Raw genomic sequence first — 16,190 nt, 5'->3', positions numbered from 1 at the left:
TTTAAGAGTAGGGATACGGTTAACGCCGCAAAAGAACCTCCCAGGTAGAGCCACCAACTACGCCGTCAGCTTCTAAACCATAGCGCTTTTGTGCAGCTTTCACTGCTGCTTCGGTTGTCTCGCCAAAGTCTCCATCGGCATCACCTTTCAAGAAACCAAGCTTTTTCAATTGTTGTTGCAACTTAACAACTTCAGAACCACGTAATCCTATACGCAAAATTGGCAATCCTTCTGAGGTGTATTGAATACCAGGAGTTCGTTTTGTAGTTGTGTTTGACTGAGTTCGAGTAGTTGATGTAGTACGCTTCGGCGGTTTCTTTGTGCTAGAAGTTGTAGTTTTTCTGGGAGTAGCAGGTCTTGGTTCAGGGTTGTTCGTAACTTGGGTTACAGCTTTTTTTGGGGTGGTAGGTTTTGGTTCTGGTCTAGTCGGAACTTGTGTTACAGCTTGTCTGGGAGAGTTGGGGTTGGGATTTACAACGTTGGTGAGGTTACTAGCTTGGGTTGGAACAGGAAAATTTGTAGCTGAGTTAAATCTTGGCTGGGATGAAGGGGCGGTTGATGCTGCTACTGGTTGATTAGGAAAAAGTCGTTGCCAAGTGCTGGCATCAACAACGCCATCTGGATTCAAGCCAGCTGCTTGTTTAAATCGGGAAACAGCATTAGCTGTATTTTCACTAAAAATGCCATCTACTGCACCAGAATAAAAACCCAAAAGTTTCAGAGCTGCCTGAAGTTCAGTCACACGTTCGCCTTGGCTACCAACTTTGAGGCTAGGGCGGTTGATGCTATTTCCAGGATTTACTTGGGCAATTTTTTGTGGGGCTGCTATTGATACTAGAGTCGTTGAGGTAATAAACAGAGGCGTAGCCAAGAACAAGAGTATTTTAATAGCTGATAAAGATTTAGACCTCTTTGGCCACCAATCCTTTTGCTGTTTTTCCATTTTACAGCGATTTACAGTTGGGTCTAGTAATTTTAAGTAACTCAAAATACTTGCTGTCAGGCTGCTTTGCATGGAATTCACTCCCAGAATATTCTCATGCTAATGGTACAGCCGCTTGGTCTAAAAAACAGCTGCTGAATTTTACAATATCTCTGATGGGCGTAGCTGCGGCACATTCTCAGTTACGCGATCGCGCGATTAATTGCTTCTTCTTGACCAACTAAAGACAAGTAAGGCTCTTTTAAATATTTACAAGCTGAAGAGATCGCATCCTTAGCACTCACCGCCGCAATCAATTCTTGGAACTTTGTGTCAAAATCAATTCCTAAGCCCAAAATTTCATACCAACCATATATCTGAGCAATTTGCCCGTTCGTTTGTTTACCCAAGGCGTATTGCCCCAGGATCTTGTTTTTAGCAGCTTGGAGTGCGCTTTCAGATACTTCGGTAGTACATAACAAATCTACTTCTGTACGCAGTCCTTCTAGAGCAATGCTGGTATTTTCTGGTGCTGTACCCATATAAACCACAAACGACGCTGGAAATAGCCTTGTGGAGTAAAAGGCGGATACTTCGTAAGCTAAACCACGTTTTTCCCGCAATTCAACAAACAAGCGACTAGAAAGCCCATTTCCTAAGTAGGTACATAGCAACTTCAGGGCGGCGTAGTCAACAGAACTCACCGATGTTCCCAAATACCCAAGCATGACGATTGATTGTTGTGTCTGTATTGGCTTTAGTCTTACCTGCGGTTCTACCTTAATCTCAGGTAAATTCAGTATTGGTAGTGCCTGAGATGGGGATTGCCAATCAGCAAAAACTTCTTCCACCAACGCTGCTGCATCTGTGGGTGTGACTCTACCAGCAATACTAATTACTACATTATCTGGACGGAAATAAGTCTGGTGATACTCCACTAAATCTGCACGAGTTAAGCGGCTCATGGTGGTTTCATCTCCCAGCACTGACATGGAGTAGGGATGATTTTGGTACATTACCTGCCGCATTTGTTCAAAGGCGACATTGAACGGTTGCTCTTTTTGGGAACGAATATCTTGGAGTGCTAAACGCCGTTCTAGTTCGACTTGAGTTTCGGGAAAAGTCGGCGATCGCAAAATCCGCCCTGCCAATGTTAAAATTTCCCCAAAATCAGATGTTACCGTCTTGAAAGATAGCAAGAAATAATCAGTGCCAGCATCCGCACTCAAACTCGCCCCTACAGACTCAACTTTTTCTGCAATTTCCAAGCTAGAAAGTCCATCACATCCCTTTGTCATCACTGCTGATAACAAATGTGCTAACCCTGCTTGTTCCCGATTTTCGTTACAACTACCGGCACGCACAAAGATTCGTGCTGCAATAATGTCCGCAGCCGGATTTTCTGCCACCAGCACGACAAGGCCATTGTTCAATACAGTGCGATGGATGGGCGATTTTTGTAGCAAGGTTGTCATTTGTCCTTTGTCCTTTGTCATTTGTCATTTGTCATTTGTCAAAAACTAATGCCCCATGCCCCATGCCCCATGCCCAATGCCCAATGCTCAATAACTAACACGGTTTAAGTACAGTAACCGCGTAATTCTGTGGCGAGAGATACTGTTTAGCTAATTTTTGCAATTCTTGGGCATCAAAAGACTGAATCTGCTGGGGATATGTCACAGCTAATTCAGCTTGGGCAATGGTATTGTAATATCCATAAAGCCCTGTAAGTTGATTTGGCGTTTCGGTAGAAAAGGCATACTCGTTACATAGAAGTCTGCGTGTACGAGCAAGTTCTTGTTCACTAATTCCTTTAGTCTGCAAATCATCCAAATGAGTGCAAATTAAAGACTCAACTTCCTCCAGATTTTCTGGTTCTAACCAAGCAGTAATTGTAAATAAACTCGATTCCCGTTGTAGAGAAAAACTACTGCAAATTCCCTGTACCAATTGCAAATCTTCTCGCAAATCGCGCACTAAACGCGAAGTTCGCCCTTCTGCCAATAACACTGACAAAAAATCTAAACCATAGCCAGTACGAATATCTTCTACTCCGGGTACCAGCCACGCCATCAACAATCGCGCTTGCTCTATGCGTGGTAAACACAACTCTTGACGATGAATTCCTGCGATCGCGGGCTTTGTCACTTTCTCAAACTGCGGACAATTCGAGCGTTCGGCAAAATCAGCAAATGAATGATTTACCATTTCCCAAGCTGGTTGCTGGGCTATACCTCCGGCAATTACCACCGTCATATTTTCCGGCTGATAGTGGGCGTGGTGAAAACAGCGCATTGCTTCTGGTGATTGCTGCATCAGTTCTTGCTCAGTACCCAGCACCGAACGTCCGTAAGGATGATGTGGATAGATGCTTTGAATCAGCGCTTGAAATCCTATCCAATCGGAATCATCTTGACAAGAGCGAATTTCCTCTAGCACTACATCCCGTTCCCGGCTAAATTCATCTTCTGGAATTGCCGCATTGAGTAGTAGTTCTCCCAAGTAGGGAAGAGTATCTTTTAAATAAGTAGCAGCTGTGGTGAGTGAATAATGAGCATAATCATAGCTTGTTGCTGCATTACTCACGCCACCCCGATTTTCCACTTTGGAATCGAACATTCCAGGGGGTAGCGTCGCCGTACCTTTAAAAATCATGTGTTCTAAAAAGTGCGCCATGCCAAACCACGGTTTTGGCTCTAAGCTGGCTCCAGCACGCACCCAAACATCCGCCACAACTACAGGAGTAGTGGGAATTTCTTGATGAATAAAAGTTAAACCACTCTCTAGTCGGAAGACCGAGGCTGGAAATACGGTATTAGTTAGTTGTTTTAACAATTTTTTGTAGTTTTAACCACAATTCAACGCAATTGTGTAATTTTAACTCTGAACGCTACCTCATTTAGAATCAAGTTATACAGATTTAGTAGAATTATGCTATTGCTGTTCTCCACATTACCGAAAAATTAGAAGCGTTATGCATTGAGAGGAAAATCGCAAATTACTTAAAATACTGGAATCTCAATGACAAATTCTGTTCCTTCACCAAGCACAGAATTGCAACTCAACCGTCCATTATGGGTTTCTTCGACAATTTGACGAGCGATCGCTAATCCTAATCCTGTTCCTTTCCCAACCTCTTTTGTTGTAAATAGGTGGTCGAAGATCCTTGCTCTAACCTCCTCTGGTATCCCCTGACCGTTATCTTTGATGCGAATTATCACCATATTTTGGCCACTGGATACTTCGGTGTGAATCAGTATTTGGTGATGATTGGCTTGTGCTTGGGCAAAAGAAAGCCCCTCGCAGGAAGTATCTAAGGCATCAATTGCGTTAGCAAGGATGTTCATAAATACTTGATTTAGCTGTCCTAAAAAGCACTTAACAGGCGGTAATTTTCCGTATTCAGTGATGACTTCAATTGCTGGACGTTTTTCGTTAGCTTTGAGGCGATACTTCAAAATCAACAGCGTACTCTCAATCCCTTCATGGAGGTTACAAGCAACTTTTTCGGTTGTATCGGCTCTGGAGAAGGTGCGGAGACTAATGCTAATATCTTTGATCCTTTCTGAAGCCACCTTCATCGAGCCTACTAGCTTTGGTAAGTCTTCAGTCAGGAATTCTAGGTCAATTTCTTCACCATGCTCAATGACTGCGATCGCAGAATTGGGATGATGTTGTTGGTAGCATTGGATGTGAGCGAGTAAGTCTTGAATATACTCTTCGGCATTGTTAAGGCTGCCTTTGAGAAATCCAATGGGATTATTAATTTCATGTGCCACCCCAGCAACCAAATTACCCAAGGTTGCCATTTTTTCATTTTGCACCATTTGTAATTGGGTATGCTCAAGTTCTTGTAGCGATCGCTCTAACTGTTGGGCATAATTTTGAGATTCTTGATAAAGACGGGCATTTTCTAGAGAGATGGCAGCTTGAGCGCATAGCAGTTGGATAACTTCGGTGCGATCGCTTGTAAATGCACCAATTGTCAGCGGATTTTCTAGATATAGCAGCCCGATGAGTTTACCTTGATTTAACATCGGCGTACACAACACACTCTTAGGTTGTTGCTGCATGAAATATGAGTCGGCGATAAAATCAGTTTGTGCTGTTGCATCATCCAGCACAACAGTTTTTAAGCTGCGTTTGACATAGTTCACCAATGTGACGGGAATGCCTTCGCTGGTTGACAATGGTACAGATACCAGAGTGATTCCTTCGTTGATGGTAGCTACAGCTTCAACCACTAAGTCGCCCTGTTGGAGTACAAGCAGAGCAGCTTTTTGTGCCCCGGCATTTTCCATCACCACTTGCAAAAGGGTAGTGAGTAATTGCTCTAATTGAATTTCACTGGAGAGAGCTTGTGAGGCTTTAAAGATGGCGGTAAAATCGAGGGTTTCCGAAATAATGCTGCTAGAAAGGTTTGTGTGGATGGTTTGATGTAGAAATGATGATGCATCGATAGTTGAACTCAATTGAAAGCGATGATGCTGCCCTTGTAAGATGGGAGCCAGGAGTTGAGGATAGCGTTTTTCTAGGTTGTCAGTTTTGGCTTTAGCACCCCAACGAGCATAGCAGTAATAAGCTTCTTGCATATAAACTTGGGCGATTTTTTCTTTGCCCCATTCGAGGTAGAACTTGGCAGCTAGTTCATTGCTCAAGGCTTCTTCTTGGATATATTCGTTTTCTTTCGCTAGAGTTATGGCGCGATCGTACAATTCTATTGCTGGCATCTTTTCCCCCAAAACCCGATGGCGTTCTGCTTCCACCAAATCAAATTTGTGCTGGAAATTCATCGGTGCTAATTTGGCTCGAAACTGCAATTTTTCCTGGTTTTCGCCAACCTTCAAGAGTAATTTCTCCTGTTGAGACTGTTCAACCGTTGGATAGACAGCAAGCCGGGACAAAGAATCGTAGTAATAGAAGACTGGCACAGATAGCATTCCTGGGACACCGTTGAGGTATTGCTCTCCCTGATTAGCATTCTCAACTGCCGCCGGAAAATTCTCAAACAGATAACTGAGTGTTAACTTATTTAAGAAAAATATATGGGGTGTTAATTCGTCTTCTTTGATGATAGAAGATAAAAGTTGTTCTTCTTGACAATCTTCTCCAATGAGGGACTCTGGATTATTACTATATTCGGTTAGATTTTTAATGCTTTGACAGACTATATTCGACCAATTTAATAAGCGCTGATTTTTTGCAAAATTAGACTCATAGGCTCTGATATCTGCTAGCAATATTTCTAAAAATTCTTTGCCACTTAAATAGACATAGAATAACTTGAAAATCATCGATGTAATCACATGAAAAAAATCGCCTGTCTCTAATCCAATATTATGCGATTGCTGTAATAAACTTATTGAGTTGCGAATATGTTGTTTATTATATTGATTTAATGCAGCTACCTTAAATATAGTCATGCTTTGAACAGATCTTGCTTGAAATCTATCTACAAGCATTAAAGCTAGCTTACCAAATTCGTAGCCTGACTCTAGTTGGTTACAAGCATTAAGTACAATTCCAAAATCTGCATACCCTGGTGCAGAAAGTGGTGCATTGCCGTATTTAAGAGATAAATTCACTTCTTCGCAGGCCAAAATTGGAAACAGATACGAGCAATTCTGGTGGATGGCGGGAGCAATGCTAGCCATAATCCGTAAAGCAACCAAAGCTTTGGTATTTTCCATCAATGGTAAATCAACTAAGCCCTGAATACTTCTGCCTGCCAATGTAGAGAGCGTGTTTAATACATATTGTTGAATGTCTGAAGGTGTTACTGATTCAGGTAATGTTACCCCAAGTTGATTGAGAAGTTCACGCCCAGTGGCGATCGCTTGCAATGATTGATCCCGCACCTGATAAGCTTGAAGTTGAACTTCATAAACTTTCACTCTATTTAGTAAAGTTGTTGTTTGTTCGATGACAACCTGAATAAGAGATTCCATTTGCTCAAATTCATTGTTGAGAAAGGCAGCTTCGGCGGCTTCTTCATATAAATTTCGAGTCAGTTCGTAGGCGATTTGCCAACTATTAATCGGCAATAACTGCATTCCATAATTGAGGTAATGAATTGCTGCACCATAAGCGGTAGCTTCTTTCGCTTTTCGACCGGCATTCAGATTTAACTGAGCTAACTGTTGACGTTCAGTCGGCTGGATGATTAGTGCTATTCCACAATTTAACTGACTGACAATCTCAAAAATTCGCTCCTCTTGTTGAACAATAGACGTATTTTGCAAGAGTAATTGACCAATTTTAAGATGTGTAAATTGTTTCTCTTCATCTGGAATCAACGAATAGGCGGCTTGCTGCACGCGATCGTGTAAAAATTTATAGGTGGGGATTTGGAAATTAAAATTTAAGGGGTTTGAGTCAGAATTATGTTCATTATCTTGAAAAAATTTATAAACTTCACTAGTAGGTAAAACTAACCCTTCTTGTAAAGCTTTCCATAAAGATGCTGCTGTTTCGGTTTCCGATTGTTCAGAAACAATTGCTAAGGTTAGCAAATCAAACTGGTTGCCAATACATGCAGCTAATTTCAACATATTTTGCGTTGCATCTGGCAACTTTTGCAACTGTAGCGCTACGAATTCTACAACATCATCCGTAAGGGCAAGTGCTTTCACAGCAGCAATATCACATTGCCAGTAACCTTGAGCAAAATTAAAAGTAATCAGCCCATCTTCATATAATACTTTGAGAAAGTGGGTTACAAAAAATGGATTTCCTTGAGTTTTTTGATAGACGAGTTGCGTTAGTGGTTGAGCAGTTTTACTTGAACAACTCAAGGTATCAACCACCAATTGATTTAAACTAGCTTTACTTAACGGAGCTAAAGTAATGCTGTGAATTATCGCATTGGCTTTGCGAATCTCCGCTAAAGTCAATATCAACTGATGCGCGGTAGATACTTCATTGTCTCGATAAGCCCCAATTAAAAGTAAAGAGCCACTTCCTGACTCGCTCATCAACAACTGCATCAATTTGAGTGATGCAGAATCAGCCCACTGCAAATCATCGAGGAAAATTACTAATGGATGTTCTTTTGTGGTGAATACCTGAATGAACTTTTGAAAGAGTAAATTGAAGCGATTCTGGGCTGCACTCTGTGAAAGTTCCGTTGCAGGTGGTTGTTGACCAATAATTTGTTCTAGTTCAGGAATTACCTCAAGAATGACTTGCCCTTGATCGCCAAGTACTTGTAAAATTTTATTTTTCCAAGTTGACAATTGGACATCACTTTCACTCAGTAATTGTCCCATTAAGTCTCGAAATGCCTGCACAAAAGCGGAAAAGGGAATATTACGATTAAATTGGTCAAATTTGCCTTTGATGAAGTAACCCTGTTGCCGGACAATAGGTTTGTGAACCTCGTTAACTAAAGCAGTTTTACCAATACCAGAAAAACCAGCCACCAGCATTAGTTCTGTTTGGTTGTTGCTAACGCGGTCAAATGCTTTGAGCAGAGTTTCAACTTCATGCTCACGCCCATAGAGTTTTTCTGGGATAATAAAGCGATCGCACACATCCCGTTGAGCAATTGGGAAACTTACAATCTTACCCGTCTCCTTGAGTTGAGCCAAACAATTTTCTAAATCATATTTCAGTCCGAATGCACTCTGATAGCGGTCTTCGGCATTTTTCGCCATCAATTTGCTGACAATAGATGAGAGTACAGGCGCAATTTGTGGATTAATCTCATGTACTAAAGGCGGAAGTTTGGCAATATGACAATGCAACAATTCCATCGGATCGTGCGATTGAAATGGTAATTGCCCTGTTAGTAATTCGTAAAAAGTTACACCCAGAGAATAAAAATCAGTACGGTAATCAATCCCCCGATTCATCCGTCCAGTTTGCTCTGGAGACAAATAGCCAAGTGTCCCTTCTAATACACTAGGACTCATGAGGCTTTGAGTTTCTCGTGGCAATAAAGATGCAATACTAAAGTCAATTAACTTAACTTCTTTAGTTTCTGGATGAATTAAAATATTGGCAGGTTTAATATCTTTGTGAACGATCCGATAACGAATTAGAATATCTAATGTATTGCACAGTGCGATCGCTACTTGTAAAAACTCAATGAGAGCTTGCGGTGTTTCCCCTATTCTCCTATTCTCTCCTCTGTCTTGCCACTGCTTTAGAGAAATTCCCCCAAAGTCTTCCATCACTAACACATAGCCGTTCTGATAGGATTCCAGACTGTAGGTTTGGATGATTCCAGGGAGATTCAAATTTTTGGCAATGGTGAACTGGTTGCGAAACTGTACCAATTCGCTGAAGCTGGGATAAGCAGTTTTCATCAGCTTAATCACCACAGATTTTTGGTCAGTTTCTCGATTAGCACGATAAACCAAGGTTCGAGAACCGTTGTAGAGTTCTTTGCTAACGTGATATCCGGGAATGCTGACCATAGGGCTTAATTCTTGAGACCTCAGTATCTAGGTTTCCCAAAAACATAGCAATCTTTGCTGTCAGTTCGCTTATTTTAAACTGATTGAAATAATTAAAGCTCCCAAATTCTAACTGACTTTGGGAGCTAATAATTTTAAGTTCACCGCGACGCCGTTTTACCTAAGTTTATGACCTGGGTTTATCCAGGTGGGAACCTAAATTCCTCGTTTAAAGTTTCCGGGTACATGCCCGGTATACTGCCACGAGAACAGTTGACTCCCTTGTCATTAAAGGCATAGATCAAAAAACTTGATGGCAGTCACCAACGTCGTAGTGCAACTCACTCATTATAGCTTTTCAAAAGATGTTGTGTGTTCAATATCGAAACTTTCCGATCTATTTACCTGGGATACCAGATAGATTCTATGGTGCGGGCGATGTTATTGGCGTATGCACCTGCCGATTCTCGATTCTGATTATCCAGCAAAACAGTAACATGCCCTAACTTTCGCCCAGGACGTGATTCTGTCTTCCCATACCAGTGAACGTGCGCTTGGGGAATTTCTGCTATTTTTTGACGCTGATTTTGGTAGTCGCTGTGAGAATTTTCATACCCCAGTAGGTTGACCATCACAGCGCCAGCGCCCTGCAAAGCCGGATTTCCCAAAGGTAAACCACAAACGGCTCGAAGATGCTGCTCAAACTGAGAAGTTTCGCAAGCGTCAAGAGAAAAATGCCCAGAATTATGGGTACGGGGCGCAATTTCATTTACCAAAACTTGGCCATCAGCCCCGAGAAATAGCTCAATTCCAAAAATTCCCACTACTTCTAGGCTATTTAATAGAGTATGTGCGATCGCTTGGATTTCTGCTACTTGATTGGGCGTAATCTCGGCTGGCGCAATCACCCGCCGACACACTTGTTGTTCTTGTTGGGTTTCCACTACTGGATAAGTGACAATTTCTCCCTCCACAGAACGAGCTGCAATTATTGCTAGTTCTCTTTCAAATGGGACAAATTCTTCTAACAAGAAAAGTGATTGATTTAAAGTATTTGTTGTGGTTTCATCACTTAACTTTTGTTCTAAAGTAGCAAAATCTTGAATTATGAAAGTACCTTGACCATCATAACCATGACGACGGGATTTCAAAACTACTGGAAAACCTAGATATTCTATTTTTGATTGAAGATTTTCCACCTCCTCAAGAGCGAAAAATTCAGGAACTGGTAAGCCCAAATTGCGTAAATAGCAACGTTGATGATATTTATCTAAAAGAGGAGCTAAAGCTTCTAATCTGGGACGGAAACAAACGCCTTGCTCTGCTAAAAGAGATAAACCTTGCAGGTTCACAAATTCGTTTTCAAAGGTGATGATATCGCATTTTTGAGCTAATATTTCCGTAGCAGTTGCATCATCAACTGGCGCAAAAACAGTTTCTTTGGCGATTGACACGGCCGGGTCGTGTTCGCTAGGAGTTTGTACTACTAGTTCTACTCCTAGCTTCTGTGCTGCATCCGCCATCATCCAGGCAAGTTGTCCGCCACCAATTACACCAACACGCTTCATTGACATCCTAGAGAATCACGAGTTTGCACGCCTGTTTTGGAATTCACACCACTGGCTTTTTCGCACAGTTCTTTGATTTGCGCTCTATTTAAAATTGCATCTGTAAAATCTGCACCGTCTATATTTACATCATTAAATATGGCGCGGAGCAAAAGAGCTTCTTTGAAAACTGCATCGCTCAAATCTGCCTTAGTCAAGTTTACCTGATCGACCATTGCATTCGTTAAATCCGCTCCGTGGAGATTTGCTTTTGTCATCACCGAAGCGCTCATGACTGCTCCCCGTAAGTCAGCGTTTGTAAAGTTAGCCAATTCCATATTGGCGTTAGAAAACTCCGCAGCTTGCAAACTCTGTCCAGAAAAATCACGTCTTGATAACTCTGCATTGCTAAATGACAGTGGATGAGTCCAGTCTACTGCCACTGCTGGATCGGCCACACACCAGATAATAATTCCCAGGAGGAACGCCAACCCTTGCCGCCAAAAGATATTGAGAGCCAATTTAGTGTACAATCGCCGCATTTAATTACCGCACTTGAATATTAGCAAGACTGGATCGTACTAATTGAGACTCGCAGCCTTGCTACTGGACTTGGAAAACGTGTATTTCCGTTGCTTAATATTTTGTAACGCAAAAACAGCATAAGCTTCTTACTTTAGCAAAATTATCCCTGCTACTTGAGGTAAAGAGTGCCAATCTGCGATCGCACTCAAGTTATATATCAGAACAATAATTATCAAACACAATAGCGATCGCAATGACTGAGTATAAATTATTTCTCACATCAAGCAAGCTTTAGCAAAATAGAGACGGGGAGCATAATCTATCGCTCTTGATGAAGATAAAAGTTGAAATTCCTAACTCTAAAGGAATAATTTAGCTGAATCAAGCAATGTTTTAGTATGGGCTATGCCTACGCTCGTTGACTTATTTACAATTCTTCATTTGGAGATTTAAATTTCAAGATATAAAGAGTTTTATTGAGCAGTAATACTTACCGACTGATTTACAATTCTTGACTTTCCATTTTTCAAGTAAAGTTTGTTGTCTTTTGAATTCAAGAAACCCGATCAACTGTTAGTCTTTTAATTAATGAAAGCAAGGTTTGAGCGTAATTATATGCGTCTCAATTGCTTAACAAAGCTTAAAGATCGATCATTAGCTTTAATTTTATAGCGATTAGTTAGTTCTTCAGGAATCTCCAAGAGTTTACATTCACCAAGCACACAACTTCCACAAACCGAACTCCCAAACCCGATGATGAATCATTACTCACTTCAATGGATTGAGGCATGGTGCCAAGAAAATGGCTGGACAGATTTATTTGTTGAGCGACGTAACAACTTCTGGGCTTTCCCTCCGGGTGGGGTAATGCCGGAACCAATTCCAGTTCATGTTCTCAGATTGATTAAAGCCGAAAAAGGACTGACTTTTGAAGAACGATTGTGGTCAATGTCCGCAGTAACTGGCACAATACTAGCTGTTCTTTTGACCTTTTGGTTTCAGTCGCCAATGCCATTAGTGTTAGCTTTCGCTTTTAATGCTGTTACGGTGGCTCAATTTGAACTTGAAGATGCCTAAATTATGATTTGGGCTTTGCTATTCAAAACTGCTCTTGTTTACTTTCAGCAAGAGCAGTTTTTAATTTCACAAGAAAGAATTCAGGAGTCAGGAGCCAGAATGGGCTAAACCTTAGCTATCCGCTAACAGAATTGAATTCTGTGCGACTCACTACCGCTGCAAAGAAACAAACTACGCGCAGCGTCTTGTAGAGAGCGTCTTGATTCTGACTTGTGAATTCTTCTTCAATGATTTGTATAGCAGCCGTCTAGTCTATTAGGACATAACAATTAGAAATAACTAACATCTAAGAGCAGCTAGCAGGTAAAGCTACCTTCGCGTGTTTGTTAACGTAGTCCACAAATAATTGCTTCAATCGGGGACTAACACCAGCGTGTTCAAAGAATCCAAAGCCGAGATTTTTTGCTTTAGCTAAGGTTTCCTCTGGTGTTAATCCTTCCTGGATAGCGATACTCAACAGCGCAATTCCAGTCGATCGCATCCCGGCGGCACAATGCACAACTGCTGGTTTCGGGATTTGTTCGAGTGTCATGAGGATTTTAGTAATCACCTCTTCATTCAAATTTTTGAGATCCACCTTGAGTGGAACATTTTGATAATACAGCCCCAATGCTTCCGCTACTTTTTGCTCATCTTTGGAAAATCCTAGTTCATCAGGCGATCGCAAATTGAGAACGGACTTAAAACCTTCTTGAATAGCTTGCTCAAGCTGTTTCGGTATGACTTGTCCTGTTGTTGTCAAGTTTTCGTTAATTTGTATAGCGTTGATCACATTCACTCCTTTTAACTTTCTAATATCTTCCAGCTTGCTAAATACTCTAAGGGCGCAAGCTTTGAGAAGATATTCAAAATAAACACAACAAAATTAGCCAAATATCACAAGATATTGCTTAACTACTTCAAAATTAGTCTTTTGAAGCCGATTCTTTTATTGCTTTATCCATAATATACGGTTTATCGATAGATTTAGTGTTGATTAGAGCTTATTATACTTTTCCTCGATAAAATTACCGTAGATTATATTTCAGGAGTTATGCTATTGGGCAAGTTGGGAGAGCAATTGGATCAAGATTTTCGTGAACAAGGGTATAAATAGAACAATTCTTCTTTTTAAATTAGGCAGATGGCCCAGAAGTAAAGTTTTCATTCATACTTCTTTCCTCCTGCCCCCTGCCTTCTGCCTCCTGCCCCCTGCCTCCTGCCTTCTCTTGTAATCTGAATGCCAGCCCTGAACCTATGAGCGCTAACGAAATATCTCTTCGACCTGCCCAAGAAACAGATGCGTGGGTGCTGAGTGCAATTCATATTGCTGCTATCAAAGCTCTACCTGCAACTTTCTACACCCAAAAAGAACTTTTAGCTTGGCGCAATTACCGCGATAAACCTGATGGTTCAAATATCTTGAAGAGTATGAAAGCAGAATCTTTCTGGGTTGCGATCGAGGGAGATGTTGTTATAGGTTTTGCTAGTTTCATTGTTGATGAACTCATCGGGTTGTATGTCCATCCTAAATATCAAGGTAAAGGGATTGGCCGTGCTTTAGTTCAACATTTTTGCGATGAAGCAACTGAGCAAGGTATAGATAAGGTAATTACAACTGCTAGCCTTTATGCTGAAGGGTTTTATTTACGACTAGGATTTACTGCCATCCAAAAAGCACCTCATTATTTAAGAAGTGGGATAGTTGTTCCAGTTACTAAAATGAGTAAAACATTAGCTACCACACCAAAATCAATTTGAGAAGGTAAATATTTTCAATAATTTTAAAAATGTTGGCATCAACAATATTTTCCCCAAATTACGACCACTTTTTCCACATAATCTATGATGAAAGTAAGTACTTGCCAGCATAAATGCATAAAACTATCCGTTCATCAACTCTCACCCGTACACGTTTGATAGAAGCCGCGTTGCAGGTATTTGCCAGTTTAGGTGTTCAAGGAGCAACTACCCGTGAAATAGCTCGTGTTGCTGGTGTGAATGAGGTGACTTTATTTCGCCACTTTGCTAGCAAAGAACAACTTCTGGGGGCAGTAATGAAAAATGCCTTAGCACTCCAGACAGAAGCTCTTGCACACCCCGAAGCGTGGACACAGGATCTCAAAATTGATTTAAAACAGTATGCCCATCTTTACAATACTATGCTAGAGACACAGGAGGACTTAATTCGTACCTTCATTGGAGAAGCCAAACGTCATCCAGAGGCAGCCAAACAAGTGATTCAAGAAGCTGCCAAGCCCTTAGCCGAAAAACTGGTAGCTTACCTGCAATCGAGTCAGAAACGAGGCACTGTCAGAGCAGACCTCGATCCATTTCCGGCTGTCGATATGTTTACAGGAATGCTATTAGCTGGAATGTTATGCCGCAGTGCAAAATTCAATCAAGGCAGCTATAGCTGTGAGGACTATATCGAAACCTGTGTAGATATTTTTGTATGCGGTATCAGTGCCACTCCCCTCTAATACCATTTCATTTTAAGGTTGAGACAAATAGGCAGCAGGGGAGCAGGGGGAAAGAGTTAGAGACAAATCATTATAATATGTTCAATAGATATAAATACTAGTACAGCATGGCATAAATAAACATACCATTTCAAATGGCGCAAGAAGCTCGGAATATAATTATTTTGACTTTTGACTTTTGACTTCCGCCTTGCGGTACTAGCCTATTTATACAAATAAAGATAGATGAAAATCTTGAAAGGTAAAGTTGTGAGTGGTTTAGGAAACTTTTCTTACTGGATTGAGAAACTCCAAGAATATTACTTGAGAAAAACGGGAATGAAATTCTTTCCTGGAACTTTAAATATTCAGTTAGATCAACCTTACCATCTCCCGAAAAATGTCATGCGTCTGGAAAAGGAAGAATATGGAGGGACTGTTTCTGTGAGCATTGTTCCTTGTCAGATATTTGGCAGAGATGCTTTTATCTTAAGAACAGACAAAAATAATACCGAAAGTGGAGATCATCCGAAAACAATTATTGAGATAGCTTGCAATGTGAAACTTCGGGAGCTATATAACCTTAAAGATAATGATTTGATTGAAGTTGAGATTCACGATGCCAGATTTATCTGAATTAAACAATCTGCTTGGAGATGAAGCGTTAATCCATTACGCGAGTGGTCGAGAGCAAAACCGGTTATCAAAAGGTGCAGGTTTGCTGGAATTAGCCCGAAGCCAAGAACTTATTAGCCGCTACCTACCGCCTCCTCCCGCAGTGATTTTCGATGTTGGCGGTGGCGCTGGCGTTTATTCTTTTTGGCTTGCTCAACAGGGCTATGAAGTCCATCTCATTGATGCGGTTCCTTTGCACATAGAGCAAGCCCGACATTTGTCTCAAGCTCAACCGGAATATCCTTTAGCTAGTTTGGCAGTTGGAGATGCTCGGCAACTCAATCGGGCGGATAATAGCGTTGATGCTGTTCTGTTACTTGGGCCTTTGTATCATCTGACTGAGCGCGCAGATCGGATTATTGCTTTGCGTGAAGCTCATCGGATCTTAAGAACTGGAGGTTTTGCTTTTGCTGCGGGAGTTTCTCGTTTTGCTTCAACCTTAGATGGATTATTTCGGGGACATTTAGATGATCCAGAGTTTGTAGAGATTGTTAAACAGGATTTGATTGATGGTCAACACCGCAACCCAAACAACCATCCTCGCTACTTTAGACATCTCCGAAAACAGTCAAAACTGCTTTGTGACTAGCTTACAAGGCGCATT

Annotated in this window: 12 protein-coding genes and 1 other RNA gene; 5 read left to right on the top strand and 8 right to left on the bottom strand. The window is 41.2% G+C overall.

Annotated elements, in window-relative coordinates; translation table 11 throughout:
- Positions 1–19: 19 nt before the first annotated feature.
- The 7 genes from HWQ40_RS08095 to HWQ40_RS08065 all read right to left on the bottom strand — a co-directional run bounded on the left by HWQ40_RS08095 (position 20) and on the right by HWQ40_RS08065 (position 11,410).
- Positions 20–1,015 carry a peptidoglycan-binding protein gene (locus tag HWQ40_RS08095; protein WP_292776423.1) on the bottom strand — a complete coding sequence of 332 codons (996 nt, stop codon included), beginning with the start codon at positions 1,013–1,015 and terminating at the stop codon, positions 20–22.
- A 110-nt stretch (positions 1,016–1,125) separates the two neighbouring features.
- Positions 1,126–2,397 carry a pitrilysin family protein gene (locus tag HWQ40_RS08090; protein ID WP_292776547.1) on the bottom strand — a complete coding sequence of 424 codons (1,272 nt, stop codon included), beginning with the start codon at positions 2,395–2,397 and terminating at the stop codon, positions 1,126–1,128.
- 94 nt (positions 2,398–2,491) lie between these two features.
- The gene (locus HWQ40_RS08085; protein ID WP_292776421.1) at positions 2,492–3,757 is read right to left on the bottom strand and encodes a pitrilysin family protein; all 1,266 of its coding nucleotides are present in this window, start codon (positions 3,755–3,757) and stop codon (positions 2,492–2,494) included.
- A 167-nt stretch (positions 3,758–3,924) separates the two neighbouring features.
- Positions 3,925–9,342: an ATP-binding sensor histidine kinase gene (locus HWQ40_RS08080; RefSeq protein WP_292776418.1), complete on the bottom strand. Its 5,418-nt coding sequence runs from the start codon at positions 9,340–9,342 to the stop codon at positions 3,925–3,927.
- A gap of 136 nt (positions 9,343–9,478) precedes the next feature.
- A non-coding RNA gene (ssrS, locus tag HWQ40_RS08075) (6S RNA) lies at positions 9,479–9,662 on the bottom strand.
- Positions 9,663–9,722: 60 nt separating this feature from the next.
- On the bottom strand, positions 9,723–10,889 hold the full coding sequence (locus HWQ40_RS08070) for a 5-(carboxyamino)imidazole ribonucleotide synthase (RefSeq protein WP_292776416.1): 1,167 nt from the start codon (positions 10,887–10,889) through the stop codon (positions 9,723–9,725).
- Entirely contained in the window at positions 10,886–11,410 is a 525-nt protein-coding gene (locus HWQ40_RS08065) for a pentapeptide repeat-containing protein (RefSeq protein WP_292776414.1), read from the bottom strand. The genes HWQ40_RS08070 and HWQ40_RS08065 overlap by 4 nt, the downstream gene beginning before the upstream one ends.
- Positions 11,411–12,146: 736 nt before the next feature.
- Here HWQ40_RS08065 and HWQ40_RS08060 point away from each other — a divergent pair.
- Entirely contained in the window at positions 12,147–12,470 is a 324-nt protein-coding gene (locus tag HWQ40_RS08060; protein WP_292776412.1) for a hypothetical protein, read from the top strand.
- Positions 12,471–12,756: 286 nt separating this feature from the next.
- Here HWQ40_RS08060 and HWQ40_RS08055 read toward each other — a convergent pair whose 3' ends face one another.
- On the bottom strand, positions 12,757–13,242 hold the full coding sequence (locus HWQ40_RS08055; RefSeq protein WP_292776409.1) for a sulfur transferase domain-containing protein: 486 nt from the start codon (positions 13,240–13,242) through the stop codon (positions 12,757–12,759).
- Positions 13,243–13,706: 464 nt separating this feature from the next.
- Here HWQ40_RS08055 and HWQ40_RS08050 point away from each other — a divergent pair, with 464 nt between their 5' ends.
- The 4 genes from HWQ40_RS08050 (at position 13,707) to HWQ40_RS08035 (ending at position 16,175) form a co-directional block, all read left to right on the top strand.
- Entirely contained in the window at positions 13,707–14,210 is a 504-nt protein-coding gene (locus HWQ40_RS08050) for a GNAT family N-acetyltransferase (protein WP_292776407.1), read from the top strand.
- Between the two features lie 113 nt (positions 14,211–14,323).
- Complete coding sequence (locus HWQ40_RS08045; RefSeq protein ID WP_292776405.1) at positions 14,324–14,932, top strand: TetR/AcrR family transcriptional regulator; 609 nt, start codon at positions 14,324–14,326, stop codon at positions 14,930–14,932.
- A 225-nt stretch (positions 14,933–15,157) separates the two neighbouring features.
- The gene (locus tag HWQ40_RS08040; RefSeq protein ID WP_292776403.1) at positions 15,158–15,547 is read left to right on the top strand and encodes a DUF120 domain-containing protein; all 390 of its coding nucleotides are present in this window, start codon (positions 15,158–15,160) and stop codon (positions 15,545–15,547) included.
- Entirely contained in the window at positions 15,531–16,175 is a 645-nt protein-coding gene (locus HWQ40_RS08035; protein WP_292776402.1) for a class I SAM-dependent methyltransferase, read from the top strand. Before HWQ40_RS08040 ends, HWQ40_RS08035 begins: the two co-directional genes overlap by 17 nt.
- Positions 16,176–16,190 lie beyond the last annotated feature (15 nt).

This window comes from Nostoc sp. NMS9, from assembly GCF_017114995.1.
Lineage (GTDB): Bacteria > Cyanobacteriota > Cyanobacteriia > Cyanobacteriales > Nostocaceae > Nostoc.
The sequence above is the reverse complement of the archived record's forward strand: the minus strand, read 5'-3'. Positions and strand labels throughout refer to the sequence as shown.

Coding starts and splice junctions, on each gene's coding strand:
- HWQ40_RS08095 (WP_292776423.1), bottom strand. CDS start 1,015: ATGCAAAGCAGCCTGACAGCAAGTATTTTGAGTTACTTAAAATTACTA.
- HWQ40_RS08090 (WP_292776547.1), bottom strand. CDS start 2,397: ATGACAACCTTGCTACAAAAATCGCCCATCCATCGCACTGTATTGAAC.
- HWQ40_RS08080 (WP_292776418.1), bottom strand. CDS start 9,342: ATGGTCAGCATTCCCGGATATCACGTTAGCAAAGAACTCTACAACGGT.
- HWQ40_RS08070 (WP_292776416.1), bottom strand. CDS start 10,889: ATGAAGCGTGTTGGTGTAATTGGTGGCGGACAACTTGCCTGGATGATG.
- HWQ40_RS08065 (WP_292776414.1), bottom strand. CDS start 11,410: ATGCGGCGATTGTACACTAAATTGGCTCTCAATATCTTTTGGCGGCAA.
- HWQ40_RS08060 (WP_292776412.1), top strand. CDS start 12,147: ATGATGAATCATTACTCACTTCAATGGATTGAGGCATGGTGCCAAGAA.
- HWQ40_RS08050 (WP_292776407.1), top strand. CDS start 13,707: ATGAGCGCTAACGAAATATCTCTTCGACCTGCCCAAGAAACAGATGCG.
- HWQ40_RS08045 (WP_292776405.1), top strand. CDS start 14,324: ATGCATAAAACTATCCGTTCATCAACTCTCACCCGTACACGTTTGATA.
- HWQ40_RS08040 (WP_292776403.1), top strand. CDS start 15,158: ATGAAAATCTTGAAAGGTAAAGTTGTGAGTGGTTTAGGAAACTTTTCT.
- HWQ40_RS08035 (WP_292776402.1), top strand. CDS start 15,531: ATGCCAGATTTATCTGAATTAAACAATCTGCTTGGAGATGAAGCGTTA.